The organism is Kitasatospora sp. NPDC004745 (genome assembly GCF_042873275.1).
GTDB lineage: Bacteria > Actinomycetota > Actinomycetes > Streptomycetales > Streptomycetaceae > Kitasatospora.
In genome coordinates this window covers 53,385-66,908 of the sequence record NZ_JBIALK010000013.1, presented here as the reverse complement: position 1 = coordinate 66,908, position 13,524 = coordinate 53,385, and the positions used below count along the sequence as shown (strand labels likewise).

General features: G+C 75.2%; 12 protein-coding genes. 7 read left to right on the top strand and 5 right to left on the bottom strand.

The window, feature by feature from the left end; translation table 11 throughout:
- Positions 1-191 precede the first annotated feature (191 nt).
- The 4 genes from ACFYUY_RS21470 to ACFYUY_RS21455 form a co-directional block, all read right to left on the bottom strand.
- On the bottom strand, positions 192-662 hold the full coding sequence (locus ACFYUY_RS21470; protein ID WP_360210444.1) for a MarR family transcriptional regulator: 471 nt from the start codon (positions 660-662) through the stop codon (positions 192-194).
- Positions 659-1,135, bottom strand: coding sequence for an SRPBCC family protein (locus ACFYUY_RS21465; RefSeq protein WP_387902465.1), 477 nt, complete (start codon positions 1,133-1,135; stop codon positions 659-661). Before ACFYUY_RS21465 ends, ACFYUY_RS21470 begins: the two co-directional genes overlap by 4 nt.
- Positions 1,136-1,326: 191 nt before the next feature.
- Positions 1,327-2,730, bottom strand: coding sequence for an MFS transporter (locus tag ACFYUY_RS21460; RefSeq protein WP_387902462.1), 1,404 nt, complete (start codon positions 2,728-2,730; stop codon positions 1,327-1,329).
- 553 nt (positions 2,731-3,283) lie between these two features.
- On the bottom strand, positions 3,284-3,796 hold the full coding sequence (locus ACFYUY_RS21455; protein ID WP_387902459.1) for a ricin-type beta-trefoil lectin domain protein: 513 nt from the start codon (positions 3,794-3,796) through the stop codon (positions 3,284-3,286).
- Between the two features lie 360 nt (positions 3,797-4,156).
- Here ACFYUY_RS21455 and ACFYUY_RS21450 point away from each other — a divergent pair, with 360 nt between their 5' ends.
- From ACFYUY_RS21450 to ACFYUY_RS21420, 7 genes are all read left to right on the top strand, one after another.
- Positions 4,157-4,912, top strand: coding sequence for a hypothetical protein (locus ACFYUY_RS21450; RefSeq protein WP_387902456.1), 756 nt, complete (start codon positions 4,157-4,159; stop codon positions 4,910-4,912).
- Entirely contained in the window at positions 4,909-6,231 is a 1,323-nt protein-coding gene (locus ACFYUY_RS21445) for a nucleotidyl transferase AbiEii/AbiGii toxin family protein (RefSeq protein WP_387902453.1), read from the top strand. Before ACFYUY_RS21450 ends, ACFYUY_RS21445 begins: the two co-directional genes overlap by 4 nt.
- A 300-nt stretch (positions 6,232-6,531) precedes the next feature.
- On the top strand, positions 6,532-8,523 hold the full coding sequence (locus ACFYUY_RS21440) for an ATP-binding protein (protein ID WP_387902450.1): 1,992 nt from the start codon (positions 6,532-6,534) through the stop codon (positions 8,521-8,523).
- Between the two features lie 165 nt (positions 8,524-8,688).
- The gene (locus ACFYUY_RS21435) at positions 8,689-10,233 is read left to right on the top strand and encodes an MFS transporter (RefSeq protein ID WP_387902447.1); all 1,545 of its coding nucleotides are present in this window, start codon (positions 8,689-8,691) and stop codon (positions 10,231-10,233) included.
- A 35-nt stretch (positions 10,234-10,268) separates the two neighbouring features.
- The gene (locus ACFYUY_RS21430; RefSeq protein ID WP_387902445.1) at positions 10,269-11,633 is read left to right on the top strand and encodes a carotenoid oxygenase family protein; all 1,365 of its coding nucleotides are present in this window, start codon (positions 10,269-10,271) and stop codon (positions 11,631-11,633) included.
- A 243-nt stretch (positions 11,634-11,876) separates the two neighbouring features.
- Positions 11,877-12,146 carry a helix-turn-helix domain-containing protein gene (locus ACFYUY_RS21425; protein WP_387902442.1) on the top strand — a complete coding sequence of 90 codons (270 nt, stop codon included), beginning with the start codon at positions 11,877-11,879 and terminating at the stop codon, positions 12,144-12,146.
- Complete coding sequence (locus ACFYUY_RS21420; protein WP_387902439.1) at positions 12,047-12,637, top strand: RNA-guided endonuclease InsQ/TnpB family protein; 591 nt, start codon at positions 12,047-12,049, stop codon at positions 12,635-12,637. The genes ACFYUY_RS21425 and ACFYUY_RS21420 overlap by 100 nt, the downstream gene beginning before the upstream one ends.
- Here ACFYUY_RS21420 and ACFYUY_RS21415 read toward each other — a convergent pair.
- Positions 12,615-13,346: a DUF4232 domain-containing protein gene (locus ACFYUY_RS21415; protein ID WP_387902437.1), complete on the bottom strand. Its 732-nt coding sequence runs from the start codon at positions 13,344-13,346 to the stop codon at positions 12,615-12,617. The two genes, ACFYUY_RS21420 and ACFYUY_RS21415, sit on opposite strands and share 23 nt — an antisense overlap.
- Positions 13,347-13,524: the final 178 nt, after the last annotated feature.

Sequence of the window (13,524 nt, the reverse complement as noted above, 5' to 3'; positions counted from 1 at the left end):
CACCGTCCGGGACGTGCGGACCGGCCCGTCCGGGCCGGATGTCATGAACCGCGCACTCGGTTGTGACGAGAATCGCCACTGTTGGACTGGTAGTCAATAGCCGTGCCCGGACTGGGCTCCCGGGTGCTCCGGGACTCGGCCCGGACTCGACTCCCGGTCCCGGCGGCCGCCGCGGCCGCCGGGACCCGTGGCTACCGCGGCCCGCCGGGCCCGGCCAGGTGTCGCAGCAACGAGGTCACCGTGCGCTCGTCCAGGCCGGCGGCCCGCCCGGCGGGGCCGAAGAACGCCGCGTCGACCTCCTCGACGGCGACGACGGCGGTGCGGGCCAGTTCCGTGCCGCGCGCCGTGATCCGCAGCCGGCGGGCCCGGGTGTCCCGCGGGTCGGTCTCCCGGTCCAGCAGCCCCTTCGCCTCCAGCTTGCGGACCAGCTGGGAGGTCATCTTCACGTCGGTGCCCGCCTGGCTGGCCAGCTCCTGCTGGTTGGGCACCTCGCCGCGCCCGTTGAGCCACCAGGCGCAGGCCAGCAGCACGAACTGGGCGTGGGTCAGGTCGAACGGCGCGAGCGCGGCCGCGATCTCGCGCTGCCAGCGCAGCGTGGCGTGCCAGAGCCAGAAGCCCGGGCTGTCGGGCCCGCCGTCCGCGGCGGGTGCGGCCTCGCTCACCGGGCGCCGCCGCCCGTGGTGCCGCCCGTGGCGCCGTCCGTGCCGGTGCCGGCGGCGAGGTCGACGGCCCGGGCGAGCAGGGCGGCCATCGCCTGCGGGAAGTCCTCGGTGATGGCGGGCCCCAGCTCCGGGCCCACCCGGTCGGCCTGCGGGCCGGAGATCTCCAGCCGGTGCACCACCCGGGTGCCGCCGTCGCCCCGGGGGCTCAGGGTGTGGCTGAACCGCAGGACGACGCCCTCGAACTCGGTCTCGTCGGCGTAGCGGACGCCGTCCTGGATGTCGGTGATCACCGAGACGATCGGCTCCTGGCCGGTGGGCGTCATCGACACCTTGCCGCCGACCTCGAACGCCCCCAGCAGGGAGACCGCCTCCATCGAGGTGTCCCAGCGGGCCCAGTCGTCGATGTCCTTCAGGACCGCCCAGACCGCCTCCGGCGCCGCGGTCGTCTCACCGGTGTACTCGTGGTTCCACATGGTGGTGCCCCTCTCCCCGTTCCCGATTTGCTCTACGCGCAGACTATCTCCGCGACGACTTTCTTTCAAGGGGTCGATCCAAGGGGTCGAGGAACCCAGCCGAGAGCCCCCGCCCCCGGCGCCCGTCCACCGTGGACGGACGCCGGGAGCAGGGGCTCATCGACCTGGACCGGGGGCCGGAGCGGGTGCCGTCAGCGCACGGACTGCGCCACGCGCTGGGACGGGACGCCCGCCCGCGCGCCCGCCGCCGGGGCGGCCCCGGCGACGGATGCGGCCGGCGCGGCGCCCAGGGCGGTGCCGCGGGTCTCCTCGGCCCACAGCACGCACACCAGCAGGCCCAGGGCCGTCGTCCCGGCCGCGATCAGCATGGTCGGGCCGGTGCCGAGCCCGGTCAGGGACAGCGGCAGCAGGTAGGTGCCGACGGCTGCGCCGATCCGGCTCACCGAGGTGGCGACGCCGACGGCGGTGGCCCGGATCTCGGTGGGGAACAGCTCGTTGGGGTAGGTCCAGTCGAGCACGTTCGGCCCGCCGCACAGGAAGGCGTAGGCGCACAGCGCGGTCAGCGCGACGGCGGCGGGGGCGGTGGGCCACACGCCCAGCAGGGCGAGCGGGACGGTCATCAGGGCGAACGACCAGATGATCACCGGCCGCCGGCCCCGGGTGTCGATCAGGCGCAGCGCCGGGTAGCAGCCGAGCAGGAAGACCAGGCTGATCAGGCCGGTGCCCAGGGTGTCCATCACCGTGCCGCCCGGCATGCCGAAGGACGAGAGGATCTGCGGGCCGAAGGTGAGCATCGCGAAGAGCGGGCCGACCTGGCAGAGGAAGAACAGGCCGCAGAACAGGGTGCGGCGCCGGTAGGGCGGGGTCATCAGCAGGCGCAGCCCGCCGGGCCGGGCGGCCTGCGCGGGGTCGGGCATCAGCTCCCGGCCGTCGACCCGCACCCCGAGGTGCCGCTCGACGACGCGCACGGCGTCACCGACCCGCCCGTTGGCGGCCAGCCAGCGCGGGGACTCCGGCGAGCCGCGGCGGATCACCAGGAAGACGACGCACAGCACGGTGGAGCTGGCCAGCATCCAGCGCCAGCTGCCCGGGCCGGCCAGGCGCAGGAAGGCGTAGCCCGTCACGTAGGCGAGGACGGAGCCCGCGTACCAGGCGACGATCTGCTGACCGAGCAGCCGCCCGCGGTGCTTGGCCGGCAGCCACTCGGCGAGCAGCGAGGTCGCGATGGGGTAGTCGGCGGCCACGGCCATGCCGAGCACGAAGCGCAGCAGGGCGATCGCCCACACCGTGTCCACCCAGAAGGAGAGCACCGAGCAGACGACCATGACGAGCAGGTCGGCGGTGTACATCACCTCCCGGCCGATGCGGTCGGTCAGCACGCCGAAGAGCGCGCCGCCGACGAACATGCCGACCAGGGCGGCGGCGCCGATCAGGCTGACCTCGGCGGTGGAGAGGCCGAGCTCGGGGCGCATCCCGATGAGGGCGACGCCGACGATGCTCAGGATGTAGCCGTCGAGCAGCGGTCCACCGGAGCAGGCCAGGGCCAGTCTGCGGTGGAAGGCGGTATACGGGGCGTTGTCGATGGTGCTGGACATGGGTCTTCGGGTCCTCCGGAGCGCACGGTGTGCTCCCGCACGGCGTGCGCCGGGTAGACGGCAGGGAACGGCACCGCCCGGCGGGTGGTGCCGTCGCCCGGTCACACCGGGCGACCGTCCACGGTTGCCCGGGTGGGGAGGGGGCGCCACCGGGCCGAAGGTCGGGCGGATTCGTGACCAAGGTCCCGAAGCGGACGGGCCCTGCGCCCGTGCCGCGACGGCCCCCGACCAGTCCTGCCGGGCCCGGGCCCGCATCGCCCCGCCGCACCGCCCCCGCGGGTGATCCTTCTCACCCCTGACCCCTTTTCGGCCCATTTGCCCACCACCCGTGGGGTTGGGCCCGTGCTCGCGAGCGCGGCTCGGAGGGGCGGGGCCGGCCGGAAGCCGGTGCGCAGGAAGTCGGCCCGGCCGACTTCCTGCGTACCGGTGGGGGAGGGGCCGCAGGACACGGCCTGGATCACGGATCGAACAGCGGCGGCTTCCCCGCGGTCGGCGGCCGGAACGGCCCGGCACCTGAACCGGTGCCAGGCCCTGCCGTGTTCCCGCAGCCGCCTCAGGAGGGGGTGATGTCCCACAGCTGGCGCGGGTTGTCGTCGCGGAAGCTCTTCACGACCGGGCTGCCGCTGGTGGTCGCCTCGATGACGTAGTTCTCGTCGAGCATCTCGCCGATGACGACCCGGTCCCCGACCCGGTCGAAGGCCCACTGCTGGGTCGGGACGTTCGGGTTGCACTTGACCACCGGGAGCGGCTCGCCCGGGTTGGCCGGAGCCTGGAGGCAGTTGCCGCGCCTGCCCACGCTCTCGATCAGGTAGCCCCGGGGGGAAGGGCGCAGGAGCCAGTCCTGGAAGGCCCCGCCGTTGGCCTCCCAGGTGACGGCGACGGGCCCGAACGAGCTGGCGTCCAGCGCTCCGTTCGTCTCCTCGTTGAAGAAGCGCACGTTCTCGGCCACCACCACCGGCCGACCGGCCGAGGCGCCGGCGGCCGCGGCGGCGGGGGCGGTGGCCGGCACACCGGCGACGGCGATGGCCGTGGCCGCGACGGCGGCGGCCTGCTTGACACTGAACAAGAGGATTCTCCTTCTGCGCTGTTCCCTCGGATCCGTGACTCGACGTCCGGTCACGGATCCGACGCAAACACCCGCCCCGGGCCCCGGCAAGACGGGTGACCCCTCTGGATCCGTACACCGACCGGATGGCCCGGAACCGCCGCAACCGTCGGCGTGTCCCCGGGGCCGCGGCGGGCGTCCCTACCGGGGCCGGCACGCCCCGACGCGAGGGGCGGACGGGGGGAAGGCCCGGGGGAGCGGCCCCGCGCCCGGACCGGCCCCGGGTGGTGCACGGACGAGCCCGTCGCCGCCGAGCGGGACCGGCCGGGCGCCGGGGCGCCGGTGGCCCCGGCGGGGGCGTTGTCACAGGGGGGTGCCAGCATGCTGCCCATGCTCGCCACCTGTCCTGACCAGCGCCGTAACGACCCGTCGGACCCGCCCGGCCTGCGGGGTGACTTCGAGGTGCACCTGACCGTGGGGCCGGGCGCCGCCGAGGCGCTGGCCGCGTGGGCCGCCGACCACGGCCTGAAGTTCACTCACATCCTGCTGGCCCGGGGAGCGGCGCCCTCCCAGCCGATGCTCACCCTGCGCGCCCGCGGCACGCTGGAGGAGGCGGCCGCGGCGACCGCCCGCACCGCCGGGCGGCTGGCCCGGGCCGGGTTCGCCGTCCTGCGCACCAAGATCGAGGCCACGCCCTGGGCCGAGGGCGTCCCCGCCACGGACGGCGACGCCGCGGCGCACGGGCCGCACCGGTACTTCGAACACCATGTCAAGCTGCTCCTGCCGCCCGCGCCGCCCGCCGCCGCCGCCCGCGCTGCCCTGGCCGCCCTCGCCGTGCGGCACGACGCCCACCTCTCGCACAACCCGCGCCGCACGCGCGAGGACGGCCACCGCGAGTGGTTCGTCACCCAGCGGTGCCGCCACGTCGGCCTGGCCACCGCCGGTCGGCGCCTGGACGCGCTGCTCGCGGACCTCGCCGCCGCCGGGCACCGGGTGCTGTCGGCGGAGCGCGAGTTCGTCGCCGTCGACAGCGACGAGGCCCTCGACGCGGGCTGGATCACCGAGCACGACCACCCGGCCCCCGCAGCCAACGAATCAGCGACCGCAACGGCAGAACGAGAAGGAGACCCGCGATGACCGAGGACCAGTCCGCACCGTCCACCCAGTGGACGGGCCTGGAGTACGGGCCCTGGCAGGGCGTGCGACTGCCCCGCAGGCCCCCCACGGAGGAGGTCCGCGAGGACCTCGACCTGCCCCGCAGCGTCCACCCCATCGACGACGAGGCCGTCACCCAGCAGCCCGTCTTCGACCCAGCCCTCGCCGGGTACAGCCGCGCCCTGCGCCCGAGCGAACCCGCCTTCACCGACCCGGCGCTCGCCGAACGCTGGCTCGCCGCCCGCAAGGCCGCCCTGGACACCGTGCTGTCCGCCGTCGCCGCCTCCCCGTGGGCCGAGCACCTGGTGCTGCGCGGCAGCGTCCTGCTGCGTGCCTGGTACGGCGAGCAGGCCCGCGAGCCCGGGGACCTGGACTTCGTGGTCCGCCCGGTCGACTGGCAGCTGGAGGACCCCCGCACCGACCGCATGCTGCAGGACCTCGCCACCGCCGCCGACCACCTCTCCACCGGGGACGCCGGGGACGCCGGGGGCACCGCCGCCACCGGGGGCACCGGGGTGCGCCTGCACGCCGACCAGGCGCTCAGCGACGAGATCTGGACCTACAGCCGCATACCCGGCCGCCGGCTCGTCCTGCCCTGGACGGCGCCGGGCGTGCCGGGCGGCACCGTCCAGCTCGACTTCGTCTTCACCGAACACCTGCCCGTCGAACCGCAGACCTGCGAACTGCCCGGCGTCACCGGCCCGCTGCTCACCGCGACCCCGCAGCTCTCGCTGGCCTGGAAGATCCTCTGGCTGGTCTCCGACAACCACCCCCAGGGCAAGGACCTCTACGACGCCGTCCTGCTCTCCCGCACCACCGAGGTGCCCTACGAGCTGCTGTACGCGGTGTTCGCCCAGGCCGACGAGGGCTCCTGGTGGTCCCGGTCGCCGGTGCTGCCGCACCACATCGGCGAACTCGAGGTCGACTGGGACGAGTTCGCCAAGGACTACCCGCAGTTCGCCGAACCGGTCGAGGAGTACCCGGCGCAGCTGCTCGCCGGCCTCGGTGCCACCTTCGCCGGACGCACCGAGTACGCGCTGCGCGCCCGCTGGCTGGCGCCGCTGATCGGCGAACTGCGGCCGGTGCTGGCCGAGGAGGGCCTGGACGCCGTCCTGCGGCACACCTCCGAGCGGCACACGGGGACCGCCGACTCCCTGGTGATCGTCTGCGAACTGCTGGGCGGCGACCTCGAGTCCGCCCGAAGGGCCATCGCCGACCACCACGGCGGCGAGGCCGACTGGCGCGTGCGCGGGCTCGCGGACGCCGCCGAGCGCTACGCCGCCCAGCGCGCCACCGGCTGACCCCTGCCCGGAACCGTCCTTGACGGTCCGTCAGTCTGGGCGGGGCCGGCACGCCAGCCGTGCCGGCCCCGCTCCCCGCAGGTCGCAGCCCCGACCCGACACCGGGCCCGGTTCCGGGGCCGCCCCGGCCCGGTGCTTCAATCCAGGCAGGTGCATGCCGACCAGGGCGACCGAAACCGCCCGCGCCGCCACGCACCCCGCACCCCTGCACGCCCGCCCGGCCCCCGCCCGGCCGGACCGACGGGGACCCCGGGCGGACCAGCCCGGGCCGCACCAGGGGAGGGAGCCCGCGTGGCGTCCGTGGGAGAGAGACTGAGCAGGACCCGGGCCCGGGCCTTCATCGGCCGCGAGGAGGAACTCGGCCGCTTCACCCGCGCCCTGGCCGGGGACCCGCACGCACCCTTCGCGTTCTACGCCTTCGGCCCCGGCGGCATCGGCAAGTCCGCCCTGCTGCGCACCCTCGCCGACCGCGCCCGCACCGCGGGCCGCCCGCTCCTCGAACTCGACGGACGCTTCGTCAGCCGCGACCCGGCCGACTTCGAACACGCGGCCGCCGGCTTCCTCGACACCCCCGGCACCGTCCTCCTCGTCGACTCCTTCGAACACTGCCAGTGGCTGGAGACCTGGCTGTGGCAGCGCTTCCTGCCCCGCGCCGCCGACGACACCCTGGTCGTCCTGGCCGGCCGCCTCCCACCCCAGCCCCAGTGGACCGCCGACCCCGCCTGGGCCGGCCTGCTCGACGTCCGCGAACTGCAGCCCTTCTCCGACGACCAGGCCCGCAGCCTGCTCACCACCGCCCGGGTCCGGCCCGAACTGCGCGAACGCGTCCTCGGCTTCGCCGGCGGCAACCCACTGGCGCTCTCCCTCGCCGCGGCCGCCGGCTCCACCGGCTGGAACCGCGAAGAGGTCTGGGCCCCCTCCGCCGACCTCCTGCGCACCCTGCTCACCGGCCTGATCGGCGAAGTCCCGACGGCCGCCCACCGCCGTGCCCTGGAAGTCGCCGCCCAGGCCCACGCCACCTCCGAGGAACTGCTCGCCGCCGTCCTGCCCGACGAGGACGCCCACCCCCTCTTCGGCTGGCTGCGCGACCTGCCCTTCATGGAATCCACCCCCCGCGGCCTGCACCCGCACGACGCCGCCCGCGAGACCCTCACCGCCGACCTGCGCTGGCGCGCCCCCAACGCCTTCGAGACGATCCGCCGACGCCTCGCCCAGGAGTACCTGCGCCTGCTGCGCGAAGCCCCCGAGGAACGCGTCTGGACCGTCACCGACGAGCTGTTCTACCTCTTCCGCGAGAGCCGGACCCTGGCCCGGCTGCGCACCTGGTCCCGCGAGGACGAGGTGCACGACTGCCCCCTGCGCCCCGAGGACACCGACGCCGTGCTGCGGATGGCCGAACAGACCGAGGGCCCCGCCTCCGCCGAACTGGTCCACTACTGGATGCGCCGCCAGCCGCAGGCCTTCAGCGTCTACCGCCGCGTCAGCACGGGCGAGACCGTGGCCTTCACCGCCCGCCTCGTCCTGCCGGCCCCCGCCGACCCCCTCGACCTGGCCACCGACCCCGTCGTCGCGGCCGCCTGGGCCCACACCGAGGCCACCGCACCCGTCCGCCCCGGCGAACACATCGGCGTCAGCCGCTTCACCGTCTACCCCGAGCAGTACCAGGTCCCCTCGCGCGTCATCGACCTCAGCAGCTCCCGCGCCCAGGCCGAGGCCGCCCGGGCCCGCGGCCGCGCCTACGGCTTCGCCGTCTGGCGCGACGCCGACACCTGGGCCGAACGCGTCAAGGGCACCCTGGAGGACACCGGGGCCCGGCCGCTCGTCGGCGAGCACACCTACGGCGTGTTCGGCGTCGACTGGCGCGAGGAGGGCGTCGAGGCCTGGCTCGGCCGCTTCCTCGACGCCACCGACACCCCCGCCCAGCCCGGCCCCTCCGCCCTCTCCCGCAGCGCCTTCGACCAGGCCGTGCGCGAGGCACTGGCCCACTGGCGGGACCCAGCCGCCTTCGCCGCCTGCGCCCTGACCCGCACCCGCCTGGCCGCCGACCTCGCCGACCCCGCCGAGGAACTGCGCGCCCTGCTGCGCCGGGCCGTCGACGACCTCGCCGGCGACCCGCGCGGCGTTCGCGCCCGCGAGGCCCTGACGGCGGGCCACTTCTCCGGCGCCCCGACCCAGGAGGCCGCCGCCCGCCGCCTCGGCCTCCCGTACGGCACCTACCGGCGCCACCTGCGCCAGGGGCTGGACCTGCTCTGCGAGGCCCTGTGGCGCCGGGAGCTGCACGGGACGCGGTGACGACGGGCCTGGCGGGTCCGGCGGGTCCGGCGGGTCCGGCGCGGCCGCGGGGGAGCGGGGCCGGGCCGGCCGGCGTGCCCGGTGGACAGCAGCGGACAGCAGTGGACAGTCCCCGCCCCCGCCGGGCCTGGAGAGTGGACACCGCCCCGCACCAGGGTGTCCGTCATGAACCCCCACCGCACACCGCCGGGGCGCACCGCCGCCGCCACCGCCCCCGGCACACCCCCGGCCCCCCGGGCGCCGTCCACCCCCCGGGCGCCGTCCATCCGCGGGGCGGACGGCGCCCGGCGGCCGGGGGCCGCGCTCGCGGTGCTCGCCGCGGCCCAGTTCACCGTCATGCTCGCCACCTCGATCGTGAACGTGGCCCTGCCCCGGATCCGCACCGGCGTCGGCCTCTCCGACACCGGCACCACCTGGGTCGTCAACGCCTACGGCCTGGCCTTCGGCGCCCTGCTCCTGGCCGGCGGGCGGGCCGCCGACCTGTTCGGCCGCCGCCGGGTGCTCACCACCGGCCTCGCCCTGTTCGCGGCCGCCTCGCTCGCCGCGGGCCTCGCCACCACCCCCGCCGCCCTGATCGCCGCCCGCGCCGTCCAGGGCCTCGGCGCCGCCGCCGTCGCCCCCGCCGCGCTCGCCCTGACCATGGACCTCTTCCCGCCCGGCCCCGGCCGCGGCCGCGCCCTCGGCGTCTGGGGCGCCGTCTCCGGCGCCGGGGGAGCGGGCGGCGTCCTGCTGGGCGGCGCCCTCACCCAGGCCTGGGGCTGGCCGTGGATCTTCCACTGCGTCGCCCTCGGCACCCTGCTGGTCCTCGCCGCCACCGTGGCCCTCCTACCGCGCACCGCCGACCACCGCACCGCCGACCGCCGCACCGGCCGCCTCGACCTGCTCGGCACCGCCACCGTCACCCTCGCCCTGACCTGCCTCGTCTGGGGCCTGACCACCGCCCGCGCCGCCGGCTGGAGCGACACCCCGGTCCTGGCCGCCCTCCTCGCCGCCGCCACCCTCCTCGCCGCCTTCGCCGCCCTCCAGCTGCGCCGCGCCCGCGGCGGACCGGACCCGCTGATCCCGCCACGCCTGCTCACCACCGGCCGGGTGGCCGCCGGCAACCTCCTGATGGCCCTGCTGGGATCCGTCTGGATCGCCCTGTTCTACTTCCTGCCGCTCTACCAGCAGCAGGTCCTCGGATCAGGACCGCTGCTCACCGGAGCCGGCCAACTCCCCCTCGCCGCCGCCAACATGCTCGGCTCCACGCTCGCCCCGCGACTGTCCCGCCGGATCGGCGCCAGGGCGACGGTCACCGCCGCCCTGGCCACCGAGGCCGCCGGCCTGCTGTGGCTGTCCCGCATCGACGCCCACGGCGGCTACCTCACCGACGTCCTGGGCCCCAGCGTCCTCGTCGGCCTCGGCCTGAGCACCGCCTTCGTCCAGCTCACCGCCTTCGCCGTCGGAGGCCTGCCGCCCCAGGACACCGGACTGGCCGGCGGACTGGTCAACACCACCCGCCAGGTCGGCGGCGCCATCGGACTGGCCGCCCTGGCCACCCTCGCCGGCTCCGTCACCGCCCACGCCGCCACCCACACCCCCCACCCGGAGGCCCTCACCGCCGGCTACCGCGCCGCCTTCACCGCCTCGGCCGCCCTGCTGGCCGCCACCGCCGCCCTCGCCTGGATCCTCACCCGAAACACCAAGTCATCAGCACAGCAAGCGATCTGACGTCCACCCGCTCCACCCGGAGGAAGAAACCCGCCATGACCACCGCCAAGCCCTACCTGACCGGCCACTACACCCCCCTCGTCGACGAAGTCACCGCCACCGACCTGACCGTCGAGGGCACCCTGCCGCCCGAACTCACCGGCCGACTGCTGCGCAACGGCCACAACCCCAAGCCCGGCATCACCCCCACCCACTGGTTCAAGGGCAGCGGCATGGTCCACGGCATCCGCCTGCGCGCCGGCCGCGCCGAGTGGTACCGCAACCGCTGGGTCCACACCCCCGCCCTCGACGGCGCCCCCTACATGACCGAGACCGGCCCCGACCTCACCGCCAGCACCGCCGGCACCCACGTCATCGAGCACGCCGGCCGCCTGCTCGCCCTCTGCGAGGCCAACCTCCCCTTCGAACTCACCCCGGAGCTGGAGACCGTCGGCGCCTACGACTTCGACGGCAAGCTGCGCACCGCGATGACCGCCCACCCCAAGGAGGACCCGGTCACCGGCGAGCTGCACTTCTTCGGCTCCTCGCCGATCCCGCCGTACCTCGTCCACCACGTCGTCGACGCCAAGGGGCAGCTCGTCCACAGCGCCGAGGTCCCCGGCGCGAGCGCCGCCCTCAAGCACGACTTCGCCCTCACCCGCCGCCACGTCGTCTTCATCGAGGGCAACGTCACCTTCGACCCGCAGGAGCACTCCGGCATCCCCTACGCCTGGCGCGACGACCAGCCCGCCCGCATCGGCGTGATGCCCCGCGGCGAGGACGGCGCCCGGCACGTGCGCTGGTTCTCCATCGAGCCCGGCAACATGCTGCACGTCTCCAACGCCTACGAGGACGGCCGGGGCCGCATCGTCCTGGAGGGCCCGACCGTCGACCGCGAGGGCTTCCGGCTCTCCTGGAACTGGTGGGTCGGCGCCCCCGGGCGCGGCACCGAGCCCAACACCCGCTCCTTCACCCGCCGCTGGGTGATCGACCCGGCGGCCGGCACCGTCGACGAGCAGATCATCGACGACCTGGCGGTGGAGTTCCCGACCCTCAACGAGCAGTACCAGGGCGTCGAGAACCGCTACCAGTACGCCGTCTCCTTCCCCGACGAGCAGGGCTTCGGCGGCTACGGCGTGGTCAAGTACGACCGCTCCACCGGCGCCCGCCGCATCCACCGGATCGGCGACGCCCGGCTGCCGAGCGAGGCGGTCTTCGTCCCCGCCGCCGGAGCCACCCGCGAGGACGACGGCTACCTGCTCACCGTCGTCTCCGACCTCAAGCAGGACGCCTCGCAGCTGCTGGTCCTCGACGCCTGCGACCTCGACCGGGTCGCCGCCGTCCACCTGCCGCACCGGGTGCCCGGAGGCATCCACGGCTCCTGGATCCCCGACACCCCGGCCGACCGCCCCGCCGCCTGACCGGCCGGCGCCCCGACCGGTCCCGGCCACCCGCCCGGTCCCGGGCGCCCGGCCACCCGACCACCTGACCGCGTGGCCCCCGGGCCGCGCCGGGCCCCGCCGAGCGACCTCCCCCACCGCCCGGCGGGGCCCGCCCGTTCTGCCGACGGATTATGGCCCATCTCCCGAAATCTCGGCCGTGAAGAGGGGGCATGACGACCCGGCATCAATGTCAGTGGCGTGCGCTAGGTTCCTCAGCCATGGATGACGGGAGGTGTTCCTTTGCTGTCCGGACGTAAGTACCGGCTTGAACTCGACACGAATCAAGCCGAGTTGTGCGAGATCTTCGGTGGCCTGTGCCGTTCGGTGTGGAACACCGCCCTGGAACAGCGTCGCGAGTACCGCCGGCGCGGTGCGTGGATGAACCCGGCCGCGTGCGCAACCGCCGCGCCGACTTCTGCGCACAGACGGCCAGCACGCTGGCCACCCGCAACGCCGTCGTGGTGCTCGAGGACCTCCGTATCCGCGACATGACCGCGTCGGCGGCCGGCACCCGGGATAAGCCCGGCCGCAACGTGCGGCAGAAGGCCGGACTCAACCGCGCCATCCTGGACAAGGGCTGGCACTTGCTGGAACAGGCGCTCCGCAATGCGGCGCGCACCACCGGCACCAGCGTGGTGCTGGTCAATCCCGCGTACACGTCACAGACCTGCCACGCCTGCAAGAACGTGGACCCGAAAAGCCGCAAGAGCCAAGCGGTCTTCGAGTGCACCGCCTGCCGACACCAGGACCACGCCGACGTGAACGCCGCGAAGAACATCCTCAACGCCGCAGGACATGCGGTGTCAGGGCGTGGAGACCTCGGGAATGCCCGGTCCGGGAAGCGCCAACCGCCGACCACACTCACCCGCACGGTGCGCGCGGCCGGAATTCCCGCCCCCTGGGGCGGGGAGGACGTCAACCAGTGGCCCTGCGGGAGCTGCGGACTGGCGCACGGAGTGACTACCGGGCGGTGGGCGGGCTGATCCGGACCTCCTGGCCGCAGACGGTGACCCGGGCCGGCTTGCCGGCCTGGTCCACCACCGGGACGCGGACCTCGGCGCCCCCGCCCGGCGCGGTCACCTCGGCGGCGCCGGCGGTCACCAGCGGGTTGCAGTTCCCGCTGTCCGGCCCCTTGCCGTTCATCTCCGAGTAGCGCAGGGCGAACACCGCCCGCTTGCCGGGGCCCAGCGCCAGCGTGACGGGGCCGCCCCTGCCGGCCCCGGTGGCCTGCGGCCCCTTGCCCAGGTGGAACTCGAGCCTCGGGTAGCCGGCCAGCGTGCAGGCGTGGGAGCCGGAGTTGAGGGCGACGAGTTCGGCGTTCGCCGGGTCCCGGTCGGTGCTGCCCTCGGCGGTGAGCCGGGTGAGCGTCCACGTCAGCTCCTCGCCGCGGCACCTGCCGTCCTGCGGCCCGCCGGAACCGGATCCGGAGCCGGCGGTCGCACCGGTGGTGGCCGGCGTGCCGGGCCGCCCCGTGGGCGCGGTCGTGGACTGGCCCGCGAGCGGTGCGGCGGACACCGGCGCGGCGGACACCGGCGTTTCGGACACCGGCGCGGCGGCCTCGGCCTTCGGCGAACCGGCCGTGGAGCCGGCCGTCGAAGTGGCCGCGGAGCCGGAAGCGGAAGCCGAACCGCCGCCGGCCCCGCAGGCCGTCAGAGTGAGCCCGGCCAGCAGCGCGGACACCGAAACCGTCAACAGGGAACGCGAACCCATGGATCCCCCCGGATCATCAGGACAGCCGACAGGCCGCCCCCGCCCGGCCTGGCTGTGCATCGTCAGTCAGCAAGGAAGACACCGGGACCGGCCCGGCGGTTGCCCCCGCCCGCGAGGGTCTGGCCGACCCCCGTCCGCGCGGTTAGCCTCACCCGTATGG